The sequence below is a fragment of the Corynebacterium sp. HMSC04H06 genome, from assembly GCF_001815935.1.
Lineage (GTDB): Bacteria > Actinomycetota > Actinomycetes > Mycobacteriales > Mycobacteriaceae > Corynebacterium.
Window position 1 is genome coordinate 1 of sequence record NZ_KV823451.1, and the last position, 17,619, is coordinate 17,619.

At 64.1% G+C, this 17,619-nt stretch carries 17 protein-coding genes and 1 other RNA gene; 4 read left to right on the forward strand and 14 right to left on the reverse strand.

Going from position 1 to position 17,619, the window contains the following annotated elements; translation table 11 throughout:
- Positions 1 to 79: 79 nt before the first annotated feature.
- From HMPREF3067_RS09405 to HMPREF3067_RS09435, 7 genes are all read right to left on the reverse strand, one after another.
- On the reverse strand, positions 80 to 559 hold the full coding sequence (locus tag HMPREF3067_RS09405; RefSeq protein WP_141759380.1) for a hypothetical protein: 480 nt from the start codon (positions 557 to 559) through the stop codon (positions 80 to 82).
- Positions 560 to 686: 127 nt separating this feature from the next.
- Positions 687 to 1,442: an iron ABC transporter ATP-binding protein gene (locus HMPREF3067_RS09410; protein ID WP_070769468.1), complete on the reverse strand. Its 756-nt coding sequence runs from the start codon at positions 1,440 to 1,442 to the stop codon at positions 687 to 689.
- Entirely contained in the window at positions 1,439 to 2,491 is a 1,053-nt protein-coding gene (locus HMPREF3067_RS09415) for an iron chelate uptake ABC transporter family permease subunit (protein ID WP_070769469.1), read from the reverse strand. The genes HMPREF3067_RS09410 and HMPREF3067_RS09415 overlap by 4 nt, the downstream gene beginning before the upstream one ends.
- Positions 2,481 to 3,458: an iron chelate uptake ABC transporter family permease subunit gene (locus HMPREF3067_RS09420; RefSeq protein ID WP_070769470.1), complete on the reverse strand. Its 978-nt coding sequence runs from the start codon at positions 3,456 to 3,458 to the stop codon at positions 2,481 to 2,483. The genes HMPREF3067_RS09415 and HMPREF3067_RS09420 overlap by 11 nt, the downstream gene beginning before the upstream one ends.
- A gap of 103 nt (positions 3,459 to 3,561) precedes the next feature.
- On the reverse strand, positions 3,562 to 4,605 hold the full coding sequence (locus HMPREF3067_RS09425) for a siderophore ABC transporter substrate-binding protein (RefSeq protein ID WP_070769471.1): 1,044 nt from the start codon (positions 4,603 to 4,605) through the stop codon (positions 3,562 to 3,564).
- 231 nt (positions 4,606 to 4,836) lie between these two features.
- The gene (locus tag HMPREF3067_RS09430; protein ID WP_083319249.1) at positions 4,837 to 6,252 is read right to left on the reverse strand and encodes an amidohydrolase; all 1,416 of its coding nucleotides are present in this window, start codon (positions 6,250 to 6,252) and stop codon (positions 4,837 to 4,839) included.
- Positions 6,252 to 7,967: an AbgT family transporter gene (locus tag HMPREF3067_RS09435; RefSeq protein ID WP_083319250.1), complete on the reverse strand. Its 1,716-nt coding sequence runs from the start codon at positions 7,965 to 7,967 to the stop codon at positions 6,252 to 6,254. Before HMPREF3067_RS09435 ends, HMPREF3067_RS09430 begins: the two co-directional genes overlap by 1 nt.
- A 253-nt stretch (positions 7,968 to 8,220) precedes the next feature.
- Between HMPREF3067_RS09435 and HMPREF3067_RS11560 the strand changes: the two genes are divergently transcribed.
- Positions 8,221 to 8,442 (forward strand): Ltp family lipoprotein, encoded by a 222-nt coding sequence (locus HMPREF3067_RS11560; RefSeq protein WP_168166968.1) that lies wholly within the window; start codon positions 8,221 to 8,223, stop codon positions 8,440 to 8,442.
- Here HMPREF3067_RS11560 and ssrA read toward each other — a convergent pair.
- From ssrA to ftsE, 5 genes are all read right to left on the reverse strand, one after another.
- Positions 8,421 to 8,798: a transfer-messenger RNA gene (gene ssrA, locus HMPREF3067_RS09440) on the reverse strand. The two genes, HMPREF3067_RS11560 and ssrA, sit on opposite strands and share 22 nt — an antisense overlap.
- A gap of 66 nt (positions 8,799 to 8,864) precedes the next feature.
- On the reverse strand, positions 8,865 to 9,227 hold the full coding sequence (locus tag HMPREF3067_RS09445; RefSeq protein ID WP_070769474.1) for a DUF488 domain-containing protein: 363 nt from the start codon (positions 9,225 to 9,227) through the stop codon (positions 8,865 to 8,867).
- A gap of 48 nt (positions 9,228 to 9,275) precedes the next feature.
- The gene (gene smpB, locus HMPREF3067_RS09450; RefSeq protein WP_070769505.1) at positions 9,276 to 9,779 is read right to left on the reverse strand and encodes an SsrA-binding protein SmpB; all 504 of its coding nucleotides are present in this window, start codon (positions 9,777 to 9,779) and stop codon (positions 9,276 to 9,278) included.
- Positions 9,780 to 9,876: 97 nt separating this feature from the next.
- The gene (ftsX, locus tag HMPREF3067_RS09455; RefSeq protein ID WP_070769475.1) at positions 9,877 to 10,779 is read right to left on the reverse strand and encodes a permease-like cell division protein FtsX; all 903 of its coding nucleotides are present in this window, start codon (positions 10,777 to 10,779) and stop codon (positions 9,877 to 9,879) included.
- Between the two features lie 4 nt (positions 10,780 to 10,783).
- Positions 10,784 to 11,473, reverse strand: a complete 690-nt coding sequence (ftsE, locus tag HMPREF3067_RS09460) for a cell division ATP-binding protein FtsE (protein ID WP_070769476.1) — start codon at positions 11,471 to 11,473, stop codon at positions 10,784 to 10,786.
- Positions 11,474 to 11,706: 233 nt separating this feature from the next.
- Here ftsE and HMPREF3067_RS09465 point away from each other — a divergent pair, with 233 nt between their 5' ends.
- Positions 11,707 to 13,395 (forward strand): AbgT family transporter, encoded by a 1,689-nt coding sequence (locus HMPREF3067_RS09465; RefSeq protein WP_070769477.1) that lies wholly within the window; start codon positions 11,707 to 11,709, stop codon positions 13,393 to 13,395.
- A 127-nt stretch (positions 13,396 to 13,522) separates the two neighbouring features.
- Here the strand turns inward: HMPREF3067_RS09465 and prfB are convergent, their stop codons facing one another.
- Positions 13,523 to 14,629, reverse strand: coding sequence for a peptide chain release factor 2 (gene prfB / locus HMPREF3067_RS09470; protein WP_070769478.1), 1,107 nt, complete (start codon positions 14,627 to 14,629; stop codon positions 13,523 to 13,525).
- A 69-nt stretch (positions 14,630 to 14,698) separates the two neighbouring features.
- Between prfB and HMPREF3067_RS09475 the strand changes: the two genes are divergently transcribed.
- On the forward strand, positions 14,699 to 15,526 hold the full coding sequence (locus HMPREF3067_RS09475) for an inositol monophosphatase family protein (RefSeq protein ID WP_070769479.1): 828 nt from the start codon (positions 14,699 to 14,701) through the stop codon (positions 15,524 to 15,526).
- On the forward strand, positions 15,519 to 16,301 hold the full coding sequence (gene hisN, locus HMPREF3067_RS09480) for a histidinol-phosphatase (protein WP_070769480.1): 783 nt from the start codon (positions 15,519 to 15,521) through the stop codon (positions 16,299 to 16,301). The genes HMPREF3067_RS09475 and hisN overlap by 8 nt, the downstream gene beginning before the upstream one ends.
- A gap of 122 nt (positions 16,302 to 16,423) precedes the next feature.
- Here hisN and HMPREF3067_RS09485 read toward each other — a convergent pair whose 3' ends face one another.
- Positions 16,424 to 17,569: a S1 family peptidase gene (locus HMPREF3067_RS09485; RefSeq protein WP_070769481.1), complete on the reverse strand. Its 1,146-nt coding sequence runs from the start codon at positions 17,567 to 17,569 to the stop codon at positions 16,424 to 16,426.
- Positions 17,570 to 17,619 lie beyond the last annotated feature (50 nt).

Here is a 17,619-nt window from a genome sequence, read left to right on the forward strand (position 1 = left end):
CGTTAACCTCTCGGCTACCTCGCGGCGACTCGAATTAATATAGCGCGTTCTTCGTCCAGACACCAAATCGCCTTCTGTCTTATTGTTTATTCGCAGGTAGGCGCACTGTTTTCACTATCGCGCTGAGCGCGACCAGCTCGACCACGGTCTGCATGATGATGGAGACCGGGACGAATGAAAATCCTTCCGGGAGGGCCAAAGCGAAGGACATAATCACCAGTGGGTTGCGGGTCATCGCCGTCAACATCAGCGCAATGGGGTCCCGCCTCGGGAAGTTGAGACGCCTTCTCAACGCCAGGGTTAGCGTTACCGCGCAGAAGATGAACAACACGTAACAAGCAAGTGCCGGCATTAGCCGCGGCAGGTTCTCCCCCAGTCCCGGCGAATGCACCGTCGCGATGACGAACTGGGTCAGGCACATGACCGGGGCCCTCCAGGCATCGGTGTCTTTACCTATTTTGTCCTTGGCGCGCGCGTGTTGCACTACCCAGGCCAGGCCGAAGGGGATGACGATGAGACCGATGAACGCCTGCAGCATGGGAGCGACTGGGAAGTACACACCCCCTCCCCCGCCGGCCGCGGCGCCGCCGGTAGTGCTTCGGCAGTGCTTCCGGTCAGTAGTCAGGCCAGCAGTTTTGGGCACTGAATTTTCAGTTGTGGGCGCTGCATGTGCGGCCCGTTTTTGGCTAGTAGTAGCAGGCCAGCAACCCGTCGGGGCCGTCGATAACCTGGATCGGGGTGTTGAAGATCGGCGTGAGGATCTCGTCCTTCATGATCTCCTCCGGGCTGCCGAAGGCGACGACCTCGCCGTCCTTGACCGCGCAGATCGAGTCCGAGTACTTGGCCGCGAAGTTAATGTCGTGGATGACCAGCACGATCGTGCGGCCGAATTCCCGGGCGGCCTGCTTTAAGTGGCGCATCATCTCCACGGAGTGGGAAATGTCCAGGTTGTTGAGCGGCTCGTCCAGCAGGACGTAGTCGGTTTCCTGACACAGGACCATGGCCACGTACGCGCGCTGCCGCTGGCCGCCGGAGAGCTCGTCCAGGTAGCGGCCCTCGAATTCCCGCAGGTGCAGGAAATCGATGTACTTAGAGATGATCTCCTCGTCTTCTTCGGTCAGGCGCCCCTGGGAGTACGGGAAGCGGCCGAAGCCCACCAGCTGCCTAACCGTCAGCTTCGTGATGAAGTGGTTTTCCTGCCGCAGGATGGAGACAATACGGGCCAGATCCTTCGACTTAGTCTTCCCGATGTCGTAGCCGGCAATCTCGATTGTTCCCTCGTCCATGTTCAGCAGACGGCCGATCATCGTCAGCAGGGTGGACTTGCCGGCGCCGTTCGGCCCGACCAGGGAAGTGATGCCGCCCGAGGGGATCTCCAGGTCGACGGGACCGATGTTGGTCTCGCCGCTGTAGCTCTTCGCGACGTGCTTTAGAGAAATCACAGGCGACCCTTTCTCAAGATGACGAAGAGGAAGACGGTACCGCCGACCAGCTCAATGATGATGGAGACCACGCCCTGGGCGTAGAAGACGTGCTGCATGATGAAATACGCCCCGGTGAGCACAGCAAAGGCGGTGGTCACGGCCATCGGGAACAAGAAGCGGTGGTCGTAGGTCTCGGCAAACTGGTATGCCAGCGTAGCGACCAGGAAGCCCAGGAAGGTCATCGGGCCCACCAGGGCGGTGGTCACGGCCATGAGGATGGAGACCATAATCAGCGTGAAGATGGCGTTCGTCCGGTGGTTCACGCCCAGGTTGGTCGCCGCGTCGCGGCCGAGTGCGAGCACGTTGAGCCGGCGCGAGTTGAGATACAGCGCGGCCGCGGCCAGCAGCATCAGCGGGATGGCCACCGGGTAATAGTCCGAGTCGGCGTTGTTGACGGAGCCGAACAGGCGGGCCGTGAGCACGTCGAACTCGGAGGGGGTCAGCATGCGCTGCATGAACGTCGACAGCGAGCCCAGCCCGCCGCCGATGACCACGCCGACCAGCAACATCGCGTGCATGTTGTTGGAGCGGTTGGTCAGCAGCCAGGAGTAGAGCACCAGCGACAGCAGAACCATGAGCGCGACCTGGACCAAGAACGTGGTGATGTTGCGGGCGTTGGTGAGCCCGGCCGCGCCGAGGAAGAAGATGGTCGCGGTGTTAATGGCCACGTAGAGGGCCTCGAAACCCATGATCGACGGGGTGAGGATGCGGTTGTTGGTCACGGTGTGGAAGGCCACCGTCGCGGTCGCCTGGCAGATGGCCACCACGGCCATGGCGATGATGGCATCGGCGCGTCGCTCGGCGATGAGCCAGAAGCCGCGCGTGCCGAAGTCCATCGGGTTGTCCCACGCCAGCAGCCCGGCGGCGAAGACCCCGCCGGCGGCCAGCAGCAGGAGCAGGATGACCCAGTACTTGCGCTGCGCGGCGGCGGACTGGAAGGCTCCGACGTCGCGGGCGGTGGCAGTAGCCGGGGCGGAAGCAGCAGTAGAAACAGTCTTATTTACCACGGGTCGACCTCACAATCAGGACCACGAAAACGATCGCGCCGATGATCCCCAGGATGACGGACACTGGCATCTCGAACGGGGAAATGATGGTGCGGCCCACTAGGTCGCAGACGGTGACCGTCGCGATCCCCAGCAGACAGACCCACGGCAGGTTGGAGCGCAGGTCATCGCCGCGGAACAGGCTCACGATATTCGGAACGATAAGCCCCAAAAACGGCAGGGCACCCACCACCACGGTCACCACGCCGGTGGCCACGGCGATGAGCCCGGTGCCAATGAGGATCATGCGGTTGTAATTCAGGCCGACGTTGGTGGCGATCTCCTCGCCCAACCCGGCCACGGTCAGCTTGTCCGCGAAGAAAAAGACCGCGACGAGCACGATGAGTACTAGCCACAGGACCTCGTACTGCCCCTCGTAGACCGAGGTGAACGAGCCCATGAACCAGATGCCCAGCTGCTGCAGGGAGTCCGTGGTCAGCGCGATGAAGGTAGAAACGGCGCTGACGACCGCGCCCAGCATGATGCCGATAATCGGCACGATCAGGGAGGACCGCAGGGTCACCCGCCGCAGGAACGCGAAGAAGACCATGGTCCCCGCGAAGGAGAAGACCACGGCGATCACCATCTTCTGCAGCACGGTGGACGTAGGAAACAACACCATGGTGGTCAGCAGGCCGAGCCCGGCCCACTCGGTGGTGCCGGTGGTGGTTGGTTCCACGAAGCGGTTCTGGGTCAGCAGCTGCATGACCAGCCCGCTCATGGCCATGGCGGCGCCGGCCAGCATCAGCGCGATGGTGCGCGGGATGCGGGTGGTGTTGAACATCTCCCCGCCGTCCTCGTGGCCCAGGATGTCGTATTCACCCACCGCCAGCGAGAGGGCCAGGAGCAGGACGATGCCGCCTATGCCGAGCAGAAGCTTCCAGTCGAAGAGCTTCGATCGGGAGCGCCTGGGTGTTGTTTGTCGCATAAGGTCCGATTCTTGGTAGATAGCCGAAAGCCGGATAGGCCCCGCGCGGGTTAAATGCGCGCAGGAGCTATCCGGTTACTTGCGGAAGGTGCTGTATAAAGTACTAGGCATTCTCGAAAGCATCAGCCATTTCGTTCAGGATCTTCGTGTAGGTAATGATGGACTCGTTAGTGTAAGTGTCCTTCGGCGCGACGTAAACATTGCCGTCCTTGACCGCCTGCACATTCTTCAGAGCCGCGCTGTTTTCCACCAGGTCCTTGCCCGGGGTGTAGTCCGGCTCGTCGGAGCTGACCGCGCCGTCGCGGTCCAGGACCAGGATCCAGTCCGGGTTGGATTCCGCGATGGCCTCGACGGAGATGTCGTCGCCCTCGTGGTTGCTGCTGCCGTCTTCGACGGTCAGGGCCGGCTCCATGCCCAGCAGGTCGAAGATGGGGCCCAGGGTGCGGCCGACGTGCGGAGCGATGTAGCCGATCTCGCCGCCGGAGGTGTTAACAGCCATGACGGTCTTTTCCGGATCGTAGGCCTTCTTGGCGCGCTCAATGGCGGCGTCTAGATCCTCGATCAGCTTCTGGGCGTCTTCCTCGTGCTCGAAGACCTCGCCCAGGGCGGTGGTGTGGCGCTTGAGCTCTTCGAAGAAGTCCTTGTCCTCGCGCGGTTCGAAGTCCACGACCGGGTTATCTTCCACCAGCTTTTCGATGTCGGCCTGGTGCTGGGAGAAGCGCTGGCCGTTCCAGACCAGGTCCGGCTCGGCGGCGACCAGGGCCTCCAGATCCGGCTCGCGGTGGCTGCCTAGATCCGCGGCGACGGTGTCTTTGTTGTAGGTGTCAGCCAGGGACTCCGGGATGAGGTTCAGCGGCGCTGCGGACAGCTCCACGCCCCAGTCGGCCAGCACGGCGAAGGCGCGGTTGTCGGTGACCGCCGGCTTCTCCACCGGCAGGGTGATTGTCTGCTCGCCGTTGTTGTCTTCCAGCTTCAGCTCGCCGGACTCCTTCGCAGCGTTGTCTGCGGCGGTGTTCTCAGCGGAGTTGGAGGAGCTGTCGGCGGAATTGGAGGAATCCTCCGCCGAAGAGCAGGAGGTCAGCAGCAGCGAGGCGGCGGCTACCGAGGCAACCAGAGTACGACGAATCTTCATGGGCTTGTCAATCATCCTTTTTCGAAACGAATCCCTTGCGGAATTCCGGAACTATCTTTCCTAGGACAACCTAACTGAAGAGACCCTAACCTGACAAGGTTTAGGCACAGCTAAGTTTTAGAGAACCCTGTCACCTGCGATTTGCCTGAAATTTTCATAACTAGATCCCCTACCCCCAGGACGCACCCCCCACTTCGGGCCCGGCCCAGGCGCGGAGGACTGTCTCGTCCTTGCCACAGCTCCCCACTATTGGGAGTTTTCCGAGCGCAGCAGCCCCTCCACCGAGACCTTACCGAGCTCCGCGAACTCCGCGTGGGCGGCGGCCCGCAGCTGGGGATCCGCGGCGTAGTCGAAGGCGACTTGGGCCAGGCCCAACGCAGAGTCGAGGGCGGCGCGCTCCGCGGCTTCCGCGGCCGACCAGTGGGCGAAGGCCTCGGTGTGCAGGGCCACTTCCCGCGGGCTGACCTGCACCATGGGGTGAATGCCCGGCACCAGGTGGGAGACGTTGCCAAAATCCGTGGAGGCCGCCAGGGTATCCGGGATAATCCCGGCGGGCAGCGGGGCGCGACCGCGGCGGCGCTGGGTGGCGGACCACCGGGAGGCCAGCGCGGAGTTGTTGCGCACCGGCAGCGACATCGGGCGCGGGTCCCAGGCGATCTCCACGCCCACTCCCGCCATCAGAGCCGCGCCCCGGGCGATGTCGTCGACCCGGCGGGAGAGCTCCAGCAGGGTCCCGGTCCGCAGGGAGCGCGCATAAACCTCGACCACTGCCCTATCCGGGACCACGCTGGGCCGGGTGCCGCCCTCGACGATGACGGCGTGCAGGCGGTCGCTCGGCGGCATTTGCTGCCGGTGCAGGCCCAGACCCTGGTACATCAGGGAGGCGGCATCGAGGGCGTTTTTGCCCATAAACGGCTGCGAGCTCGCATGCGCGGCCGTACCGTGGAAGGTCACGGTGGCCGAGCGCCGCCCGACCCAGACGTGTTCGGAAATGTCGTAGCCGAAGCCGTGGATCATCAGCGCGGCGTCCACCCCGGCCAGGCTCCCGCCCCGGATCATGTACTCCTTGCCGGTGTGCCCCTCCTCCGCCGGGGTGCCCTGCAGCTCGATGCACACGGGCCCGGCGGCATCGATAGCCCGCGCGGCCGCCAGGAAAGCGCCCACCCCGGCGGCGGCGATGACGTTATGCCCGCAGGCGTGCCCGATACCCGGCAGCGCGTCGTATTCGGCCATGATGACCACCCGCGGGTGACGGCCAGGCTCGTAGCCGGGCGAGCTGATGCTCGTCGAAAAGGCCGTCTCGACTCCGTAGGCCCCGCGCACCACGTCGTGCCCGTGCCTTTCCAAGAGATCGCAGAGCACCTGTTGGCTGCGGTATTCCTCGAAGGCGGTCTCCGGGTGCGCGTGCAGGTCGTGGACGATGTGGCGGATATCTGCCGCCAGTCCGGATTCTTCCACCTCGCAGCGCAGGCGCTCCCAGTGCTCGGGCACCGCGGCTTCTGCGGCCTGCCCGGAGCCTTCCTGCCGCTTCTGGGCGCGCTCGACCGCCGCGTCTACCTCGGCAGAGGTGGCGTCCAAGTAGCTTGTCGATGCCGCCTCTGGGGTCACGCCCGGGCGCTGCGGAGGGCAGGAATCATGGCAATTATCTGGGCGAGCTGTCATTAGGGCTCAATCATAATGCTGTCGCCCGGCCCCAGCGGGATATCGGCGAAGAACCACACCCCCAGCAGGATGGCCCAGACGAGGAAGAAGGGGATGACGAACGGGATAAGACGCGACATCAGCGTGCCCAGGCCCGCCCGGGGCTCGTAGCGCTGCAGCAGGCCTAGCATGACGATCATGTAGGGGTTGAGCGGGGTGATGATCTGGGTAGCGGAGTCTCCCACACGGAAGGCGGCCTGCACGAACGCCGGCTCGTAGCCCAGCAGCGCGAACATGGGCACGAAGACCGCGGCCATCAGCGTCCACATGGACGAGCCCGAGATGATCAACAGGTTCAGAACGGAGGCCAGCACGATGAAGGCCAGGATGGCCGGGAAGCCGGTCAACCCGATGGATTCCAGGAAGGCCGCACCCTTGACCGCGGTAAAGGTGCCGATCCCGGTCCAGGCGAACAGGGCGACGAACTGGCCCAGGATGAAGGCCAGGACCAAAAAGCTCAGCATGTCCTTGAGCGCACCCATCATCATGGTGACCACGTCGGCCATGCCCTTGATGGTGCCGACCACCGCGCCGTAGGTAATGCCAAAGACCCAAAAGTAGGCGCAGATGATGAAGACAATGGAATCCAGCAGCGGGGACTCCGGCAGGAAGCCGCCCTCCCCGTTGCGCCACGGCGAGCCCGGGATGAGCACCACGGCCAGGATGACCGCGGTCAGCACCAGCCCGGCCAGCAGGGACATCCACAGCGCCTTGCGCTCCTTCGGCTCCAGAGCGGCGCTCAGGGCGTTGCCCTCGGCGTCGCGGTCGCCGCGCTCCGCGGCATCCGCAGCATCCACCGACTCATCCTGCGGCACGTCCTGGGCCCGCAGGCGCGGCTCCAGGATCCGGTCGATGATGTAGCCGGCCACCAAGCCCAGCACCACGGAGGAGGCCACGTTGAAGAAGTAGTTCGACAGCGGCGTCACGGTGGAATAGCCCGCCCCGGGCAGGGTGTCCATGACCGCGTTGGTAATACCGGCGAACAGCGCGTCCAGGCTGGTGGGCACCAACGCCGTGGAATAGCCCGCGCCCACCGCGGCGAAACCGCCGATGAGGCCGGCGACCGGGTGGCGCCCGGCCGCCTTGAAGACCATGGCGGCCAGCGGCGGGACCACCACGAACGCGGAGTCGCCCATGACCGAGGCGGTCACGCCGATGACACCGACCGCGTACGGAAGCACGGCCGGCCGCGCCGAACCGAACAGCTGGCGGATAAGCGCCGACAGCATGCCGGAGCGCTCCGCCACACCCACGGCCAGCAGAATGGGCAGCACCGTCAGCAGCGGCGGGAAGCCGATGTAGTTCTCCGCCATCGTGGTAGTCAGCCACGCCAGCCCCTCACCCGTAAACAAGCCGTTGACCTCGGAGACCTCATCCGATCCCGGCACCTGGACCGCGATACCCATCCAGGCCATCACAGTGGAAGCCACCCCGGTAATCAGAAACAGGATGACGAAGATGGTAAACGGCTCGGGCAGCTTGTTGCCCACGTACTCCACACCGGACAAGAACCTATCCAGCACACTCCGCTTACTCGCCGCGGTCTCAGACCTGCCGGATTCCTCGGCCGTACCATTAGCAGCACTTGCCCCACCGCCACCGACGTCGCTACCGACGTCGTCAGCAACAGCCTTAGCGCGCAGGCCTTCATCGTCGTTAGAAATGGGGGTACTCATCGCGTCCACTCCTGCCTGTCTCGGCCCGTCACCTTGCCGTCACGGGATGTATGCAGACAGCATAATGTAACTCACAACACATACCCATGTGTTACAGGTTACAACTTTGTAACGGCGCCACGAACCCATAAACTCCCCCACAGCCGGACACTCCCACACCCACAACCGGACACCCTTGCATCCGATACTGGACGTTTCCTGTCATCTCTACCCCCAACAATCGGGCAAGCGGCCACGGGGTCTCCACCTGGCTATGTCCCCGGATGCAATCTATAACCAGCTGGTTTCCGACTACGGCGAGAAGTTCACTTCGGAAGAAGGCTTAGTAGGCCGCCGGCAGCCTGAACTAATTCCCGGGTATCCCCGCCGCCGCGCGCAATGCCTCGCGACGGGTTCAACAAAGAAAAGCGGGCGCCCTACCTCCTTATCGAAGAGTGTGGGCGCCCGCTTTAGTAGTGGAGCTGCCGGGAATTGAACCCGGGTCCTTCGTCATCTTGCCAGGGCTTCTCCGTGCGCAGTTCGCGCGGAATCTCTGCTCGGCCCTCCGGATCGGACGAACGCGTCCGGATGATGGGCCCAGTCTCCAGTAGTGGTCCCATCCGGCCCTGAAGACGCAACCGGATGGCAAGTTCCTTAGTCGATGCCAGTTACTAGGTCAGGAACAAAACCTAGGCTGACAGACACGCATTGCTAATTAGGCAGCAAGTGCGTAGTCACGCTGAGAGTTCTTCTCTGCGTTTATTGAGTGCTACGACGCTTAACGGTGGTCTCTAGCCTGCACCGGCACGCTTCCCCTGGCTCAATGTACGAAGTCGAAACCAAATCAACCCCATTGCCTATAGGGCGGGATGCGTCCGCATTCCCTATAGGAAGAATTACTTTACTCGCCCACTCGTGCTAATTCAAGTGCTCGTTCAGCCACTCTTTGAGCACCACCGCGTGGTTGATCTCCCGGTCGTGGGCGGCGAACAGCAGGCTGAGATCGCCGTCCTTGGCAAGGCCGATGAGCTGGCCCAGCTCCCCGGCGTCGGAGTCGTCCAGCTCCGCGCGGTAGCGCCTACTGAATTCCTCGAAGCGTTCGGCGTCGTGATTGAACCACTTGCGCAGTTCGCTGCTGGGGGCAACGTCTTTGAACCATTCGTCGTAGGCCAAGTCGTCCTTGGCTACCCCGCGGGGCCACATCCGATCCACCAGTACCCGGGTGCCCGAGGCAACACTGGGATCCTTTTTCACGTCATGGACTTTGCAAGTGTAAATCATGCCTTCCAGCCTAACCCTCCTACTGCGGGTTAGGCCGCGGTCGAAGTCCTAGACGTTAATACCCTTCACACGGCGGCCGAGCTCGCGGGAGATCTCCCGGTCCTGGTCGCGGCGCTTGATGTCCTCGCGCTTGTCGTAGTCCTGCTTGCCCTGTGCCAGGCCGAGTTCCAGCTTGGCCCGGCCGTCCTTGAGGTAGACCTTGAGCGGGATGAGCGTCTTGTTGCCGGAGCGCACCTGGCCGTAGAGCTTGTCAATCTCCCGGCGGTGCAGCAGCAGCTTGCGGGTGCGCTTGGGACTGTGGTTGGTCCACGTGCCCATGGAGTACTCCGGGATGTGGAGGTTGCGCAGCCAGACCTCGCCCTTGTCGATGGTGGCAAAGGCGTCGTTCAGGGAAATCTTACCCTCCCGGAGGGACTTGATCTCCGTACCGACGAGCGCGATACCACACTCGTAGGTGTCGAGGATCTTGAAGTCATGGCGGGCACGCCGATTGGTGGCGAGGGTCGAGTTGTTGTCGACCGCGCCCTTTTTCTTCTTGCCCTTCTTTGCCATAGCCATCAAGCTTAACCGCCCAGGCTAGAGCGAACAAACCCACCCGACGGCCACGCGGCAGGCAGTGGCATTCGGGCGGGACTGTGGGGCGCGCGAGCTACTTCTTGACGTAGAGCCGCAGCGTGACTTGGGCGGCGAGGGCGGCGAAGGCCATGGCCACCACGCCGACAATTGGCAGGGCTATCCAAATGTCCTTGGTGTGCAGCGGGGCCAGCAGCTGCGCCTGGTAGAGGCTCTGCAGCGACGGGTCCACCACGTAGGACTTGGTGAGAAATAGGCCGATTCCGGCCACGACCACGCCGATGAGCGTGGACAGGACGGCCTCCAGCACGAACGGGGCCTGGGTGATCCAGCGGGAAGCGCCCACCATGCGCATGATGGACATCTCCGTCGAGCGGTTGTACGCCGCAATCTGGACCATGTTGGCGATCAGGAAGATGGCCGCCACGGCCTGGACAGCGGCGACCAGGAAGGTCGCGTTCCGGATGGAGTCTAGGTTGTCGGTGGCGCGGTCGACTTCCTCGACCTGGTCGACGACGGCATCGACCTGTGGCAGGTCCCGGATGACGTCGATAGCCGCGGTGTCAGCGGGATCCACCAGGCGCACGTGTAGGGCGGCCGGCAGCGCGTCTGGGGAAGTCTCCTCCACCAGCAGCGGGTCGGTCTCCTGGAAATACTGCTTGAAGCGCTCGTAGGACTCCTCCTGCGAGCGGAAGGTGACCTTCTCCACGCCGGAGTCGGACTCCAACTGGTCCTTAATCTCCTTACAGCCCGCCGACGTGCAGTCCGTGTCGTTGGCGGAGATCTCCTCATCCAGCTGGACCATGACCTCCACCTGCTCGAGGTAGATGTCCTTGGTGTCCTGGGTCAGGATGGTCACCAAGACACCCGCGACCACCAGCCCCACGGACACGGCCGTGGTGATAATCAGCGCGATAGTCATGGTGATGTTGCGGCCGAGCCCCTTGGCGGCCTCGCGGAAGACGAAATTTGTCTGCATGGTCTTAGAAGGCCTCCCCGTAAACGGCGTGGGTTTCATCGCGCACGAGCTTGCCGTTACTCAGCTCCAGCACGCGCTGGCGCGCCTCGTTCACGGCGCGAGCGTTGTGCGTCGACATGATGACGGTGGTGCCGCGGCGGTTGATCTTAGACAGTAGGGTCATGATCTCCGATGCGGTCGCCGGGTCCAGGTTGCCGGTCGGCTCGTCCGCGAGCACCAGCTTCGGGCGGTTGACGAAGGCGCGGGCCACGGCCACGCGCTGCTGCTCGCCGCCGGAGAGCTCGTTCGGCATGCGGTGGGCCTTGGAGCCCAGGCCGACCATCTCGAGCACCTCCGGCACGGCCTTGTCAATCCGGTGCTTCTTCTTGCCAATGACCTCCAGTGCGAAGGCCACGTTCTGGTAGACGTTCAGCTTGGGCAGCAGCCGGAAGTCCTGGAAGACGTAGCCGATGGACTGGCGCAAGCGGTTGATCTCGCGGCCTTTGAGCGCATTGACGTGGAAATTATCGAAGTGGATCTGTCCGGAGCTCAAGTTGGTCTCGCGCACCATCAGCTGCAGGAAGGTGGACTTGCCTGAGCCCGAGGGGCCGATGAGAAAGACGAACTCGCCGTCCTCAATGCGGAAAGACACATCATCCAGTGCCGGTCGCGTTGAGGTCGGATAGACCTTGGTTACGTTTTCGAAGGTGATCACGTCCGCAACTCTAGCAACAGGAAATAACAATTGGAACTCTTTTACCCGTTAATTGACTAAAAATTATGTGCCCCCAACTCCGTGTGCGCTATAGTGACGCACACCATAAGTTCGAAAACCTGCCATGAAATCCGGGCGACAGTACTCGCACGGCGGCCGCCGGCCCCGCCTAAAACCGCCGCACCCGGATAAAACCAAGAGCCCCGGCTCTTCGACACAGAAAGTGCCGTTTTATGACAGAAACCGCTACCGAAGACCAGCCGAAGAAGACAGAATCCCCCGGGGGTTTTCTCGGCACCATCGAAAAGCTGGGCAATAAGCTGCCGGATCCCTTCTGGCTGTTCGTCGTCCTCGCCGGAGTCGTCGCCGTTTCCTCCTGGCTCGGCTCCCTAGCGGGGATGAGCGCCGTGGATCCCCAGACCAATGAGACCATCGAGGTCGAATCCCTGCTCACCCAGGAAAACATCTCGCGCATGGTCACGGATGCGGTCGAGAACTTCACCTCCTTCCCACCACTAGGCGTCATCCTTGCCGTCATGCTGGGCGTGGGCGTGGCCGAGCAGTCCGGCCTGCTGTCCGCCCTCGTGCGCGCGATGGTCGCCAAGGTCACCCCGGCGACGCTGACCTTCGCCGTCGCCCTGGCCGGCGTGACGGGCTCGGTGGCCTCCGACGCCATCTACGTCATCCTCATCCCACTGGGCGCGATGTCCTTCCACGCGCTGGGGCGCTCCCCCATCGTTGGCGCCATGGTGGCCTTCGCCGCCTCCTCGGCCGGGTTTAACGCCTCACTCATCCTCAACATCACCGACCTGCTGCTGGCCGGCATCTCTACCCCAGCCGCGCAGATGGTCGATCCGGACTACCACGTCAGCCCGCTGGCCAACATCTTCTTCGTCATCCCCTCCGCCGTTGTCCTGGCCCTCATCATCACTGCGGTCACCGAGCTGTTCATCACCCGCAAGGCCCGCGAACTGGTCAACCACGACCACATCAACTACGAAGAGGTCTCCTTCGACAAGGCCGCCGGCGGCTCGCAGAAGTCCTCCGCCAACGCTGACGACGCCGTGGATGCGCATGCAGAGGATCATGCAGGGGATGCTGACGACTCCGACAGCGACTACGACTTCACCGACGACGAGGAGGCGCTGAAGCTATCCCGTCAGGAGGCCAAGGGCCTGATATGGGCCGGCATCGCACTGCTAGTCTTCCTCGCCGGCTTCTTCGCCCTGCTGTTCATCCCGGGCTCGCCGCTGGCCGGCCCGGACGGGGAGACCATGGAATCTCCGCTCATCTCCGCCATCGCGGTGCCCATCGCCCTGGCCTTCCTGCTGGTCGGCATCGTCTACGGCATCGTCGTCGGCACCATCAAGGACGGCTCCGATGTCCCGAACTTCATGGCCCGGGGACTCAAGACCCTGCTGCCCATGCTGGTGCTCTTCTTTGCCGTCGCCCAGTTCCTCGCGTGGTTCGAGTGGTCCAACCTGGGCGTGTGGACCGCGATTACCGGCTCCGAACTCCTCCAGCGCTGGGACCTGCCGCCCATCCTGATGTTCGCCGGGCTGGTCCTGCTGGTGGCCCTGCTCAACCTGCTGATCACCTCCGGTTCCGCGCAGTGGGCGCTGATGGCCCCGGTCATCGTCCCGATGATGATGTACGTCCACGTCTCCCCGGAGGTCGCCCAGATGCTGTTCCGTATCGGCGACTCCCCGACCAACATCATCACCCCGATGTCGCCCTACTTCGCCCTGGCCCTGACCTTCCTGCAGCGCTACTACAAGCGCGCCGGGGTGGGCACCCTGATGTCGCTGGCCCTGCCCTACTCCGTGGCCATGCTGGTCGGCTGGTTCCTCTTCTTCGTCGTCTGGTACCTGCTGGGCATTCCGCTCGGCCCGGGCGCGCCCATGCACTACCCGGCCGAGTAGCCACCGCGTCAAAACCCAAACGCCAGCCCCGCAGCGGTTGTTTTCATACTCCGCGCGGGGCTGGCGTCGTTAGTTCACGGCCACCGTTGGCAAGTAGCTGTGGTTGGCGGAGAGGTGTGGCGGGTGGCTAGTCCTCACTGTCGTTGCGTTGCGCCATGCGCCAGCGGATTCCGGCTTCCAGGAAGCCGTCGAGGTCGCCGTCGAGGACCTTTTGCGGGTCGCCGACCTCGAAGCCGGTACGCAGGTCCTTGACCATCTGGTACGGGTGCAGCACGTAGGAGCGCATCTGGTTGCCCCAGGAGGCATTGCCGCCCGCGCCCAGCGCGTCCAGCTCGGCCTGCTCTTCCTGGCGCTTGCGCTCCAGCAGCTTGGCCTGCAGGACCTGCATGGCCGAGGCCTTGTTCTGGATCTGGGATTTCTCGTTCTGGCAGGTCACCACAATCCCAGTGGGGATATGGGTCAGCCGCACGGCGGAGTCGGTGGTGTTGACGGACTGCCCGCCCGGGCCGGAGGAGCGGTAGACGTCCACGCGCACGTCAGCGTCCGAAATATCGATGGAGTCGGTCTGTTCCACCACGGGCAGGACCTCGACCTCCGCAAAGGAGGTCTGCCGGCGGCCCTGGTTGTCAAAGGGGCTGATGCGCACCAGGCGGTGCGCGCCCTGCTCCACCGAGAGCGTGCCGTACATATACTCGCCGTGCACCACGAAGGTCGCGGACTTGATGCCAGCCTCCTCGGCATAAGAAATGTCGTAGACATCGACCTTGTGGTCGTTGTGCTCCGCCCACCGGATATACATGCGCATGAGCATCTCCGCCCAGTCGGCGGCATCCACGCCGCCGGCGCCGGAGCGGATGTTGATGACCGCCTCGCGCTCGTCGTATTCGCCCGACAGCATGGTGGTTACCTCAAGCGCCTCGATAGTCGAGCGCAGCGCGGCCAGCTCCTCATCCGCCAGCGCGGTGTCGCCTTCTTCCTCGGCGAGCTCGTACATCACCGGTATGTCATCGAGCCGCCCGCGCAGATCGGCGAGCTTGCGAAGCTTCGCCTGGGCGGCGGAGAGCTCCGAGGTGACTTTCTGCGCGTGCGCCGGATCGTCCCAGAGACTCGGATCGCCCGCCTGGGCTTCCAGTTCCCGGACCCGCGCGCTCAGCTCCTCCGGGTTCATCACCTTTTCGATGGTGGTTAGCGTCGTGGACAACTCGTCCAAAGCAGCAGTCTTATCCGGGTGCATAGCGCCCCAGTCTACAGCGCAGGGGTGTTCAATTAGCGATCGCCTGCCGCAGGGGCGACAATAGGGGCTATGACTCAGACCCCGAGCTTGCCCGAGATGATCGACGCCATCGCCAAGACTTTCATGGTCGCGCACGCGGATGATTCCGACGCGCACCTGGCCCAGGCACTGGTCTACAACGCCGGCCGCCTGGCCTGGCGCATGCGCGATCAAGGCGTCAATATCGAACAGAAGACCTCTGTGTCCGACGTGGTCACGGAAGCCGACCGTGCCGCCGAGCGCTTCGTCGCCACCGTGCTGCAGGCGCTGCGCGGCGAGGACGGCCTGGTCGGCGAGGAAGGTACCTCCCAGGAGTCGACCTCGGGCCGCACCTGGGTCATTGACCCGGTGGACGGGACCTATAACTTCTCTTCCGGCTCCGACTACTGGTGCTCGGCGCTCGCCCTGCGCGACGCCGAAGGCACCGTCATGGGGGCGGTCCACCGCCCGGCCATGGGCTACACCTGGTTCGGCGGCCGCGACTTCCCCACTTCCCTGGACGGCAAGGAGGTCACCCCGCTGGCCGATGCCCCGGCCGAGCAGTTGTCCCTGGCCACCTACCTGCACCCGACCTCCATCCAGGACCCGGATATCCGGGCCGCCTGGCAGAAGGTAGCCTCCGGCTTTGCCACCGTGCGCATGCTGGGCGCGGGTTCGGTGGATCTGTCCAGCGTGGCGGACGGCACCTGGGGCGCGTGGATGCAGCACACCGTCGCCGAATGGGACTGGCTGCCGGGCAAGGCCCTGGTAGAGGCCGCCGGCGGCGCGACGAAAGAGATTTCGGCCGGCGGCGTGGTATGGTGCCTGGCTGGAAATAAACAGGCAGTGAAAGAAATGGAGCAGATGCTGCGTGGGTAAATACAAAGAGGACTTGGGGCTGGCCCTTGAGGTCGCTGGTCACGCAGACGCAGTGACCATGCACCGTTTCGAGTGCTCGGATCTGGCGGTCAAGTCCAAGCCGGACATGACCCCGGTCACCGACGCCGACCTGGCCTGCGAAAAGCTCATTCGCTCGAAGCTGGCCCAGGCCCGGCCCAACGACGACGTCTTGGGTGAGGAATTCGGAGGCGAGGCCAAGTTCTCCGGCCGCCAGTGGGTCATCGATCCCATCGACGGCACCAAGAACTTCGTGCGCGGCGTGCCGGTCTGGGCCACGCTCATCGCGCTGCTGGAGGACGGCGAGCCGGTCGTCTCCGTCGTCTCCGCGCCGGCCCTGCGCCGCCGCTGGTACGCCGCGAAGGGCGGCGGCGCCTTCCGTGTTTTCGGTGGCGAGCCGAAGCGCCTCCACGTCAGCGGCGTCGGAGAGCTGGCCGACGCCTCTGTGGGCATTTCTTCCCTGTCCGGCTGGCGGGACCGCGGCCGGCGCGAAAACGTCCTCGAGCTGACCGACGTGACCTGGCGCCTGCGCGGCTACGGCGACTTCTGGAACTACTGCCTCGTGGCCGAGGGCGCGGTGGATATCGCCGCCGAGCCGGAGGTCTCCCTGTGGGACCTGGCCGCCCCCTGCCTGCTGGTCACCGAGGCCGGCGGCAAGTTCACCAGTATCGAGGGCACCAACGGCCCGAATAACGGCTCCGCGCTGGCCACCAACGGCCACCTGCACAAGAAGGCGCTGGGTTACCTGGCCCCCTAAGCGCGGGCCCGCCCCTGAAACCTAAAAACCTACGACAAGGTCCCCGCCTGAAAATCAGGCGGGGACCTTGTCTGTTTTAGTAAGCGGCTAACCGAGGCGCCGGTTGCTTGCCACGCGCGGTCTTAGTTCTCCGGGAGGCTAAAGCCAGCGCCCACGCCACCGCGGCGGTTCAGATCCGCCAGGATGGCATCCATGTTGGTCACCGCGGTCGGCACGTGCACGGCCCCCTGCAGCGGGGTGCGGCAGGCACCGTTAAAGCCCGGCGGGTTGATGCCGCCGGTGACGGAGCCAACCAGGCGGCCGCGGTTGAACAGCGGCGCACCGGAGTCGCCCTGCATGGCGCAGACCTGGGTGAACTGGTACTGCGGGATGGTCGCCAGGGTCATACCGCAGGTATCCCCGGTGGCCAGACCGCGCTTGCAGCTGATGTCGCCCGGCTTGACGTTGCCGCCCAGGCGGTTGGCGGTCACGCCGTTGTAGGTGCGGGAGACTTCCGCGTTGGCGCCAAACTCCACGACGGAGTAATCCAGCTCGGCGTTCTTGTCCACGATGGTGCCCGACGGGCCGACCTGCCAGGAGTCGGCCGAAGCCACAGACTGCCCCACCTCACCGCAGTGGCCGGCGGTCAGACCGACCTTGCGGCCGGCGTTGTCCGTGCCGGCGGCGGTCAGGGTGCACATCGACTCATCGTTGACGTAGATGGGAGTGCCCGGACCATAGAGGGACTTGCCCTCGGTCAAGGCGGCGTTGGACTCCTCCGGCACCTGCGGGGCGTCGAAGTAGGAACCCGGCACGCGGTGCAGGATGAAGTCCTTGGTGGGCTTGCCAGCCATCACCTTGGAGAACATATCGTTGCGCCACTGATAGTTCGGGTCAATGTTCTGGGGCTTGAACTCGGGCTGCGTTGCCTGCCGGACGGTCTCCTCGAGCTCAATCGGGTTCGGGTTGGTCGCCGGCGCGTCAGCGTAGTCGTGCGTTTGGGGTGCGGTCGCCACGGCTGCTGCCTGGTCTGCCGCTTGTTGGGCCTGCGGGGCCTGCGGCAGGTGTTGGTTGACAGCCTCGGTAACGGCATCAGTCACCTGCGGGTCTACCTCCGGGGTGGAAATTCCCCAGTCGGCCAGATCCGAGCGGACCTGGTCCACAGCCGCCGCGGCATCAAAGCCGGGCTGGGGCGCTTCCTGCGCTCCGGCGGCTGGGGCCGCAAAGAAAAACGCACCTGCGAAAGCCGAGCCCACCAGGACTTTCTTTAGGTGCGGAATGCGAAGCATATACAGCCTTCTTTCACATCGTGGATCATTAGGGCCCCTTAATCTTGGCA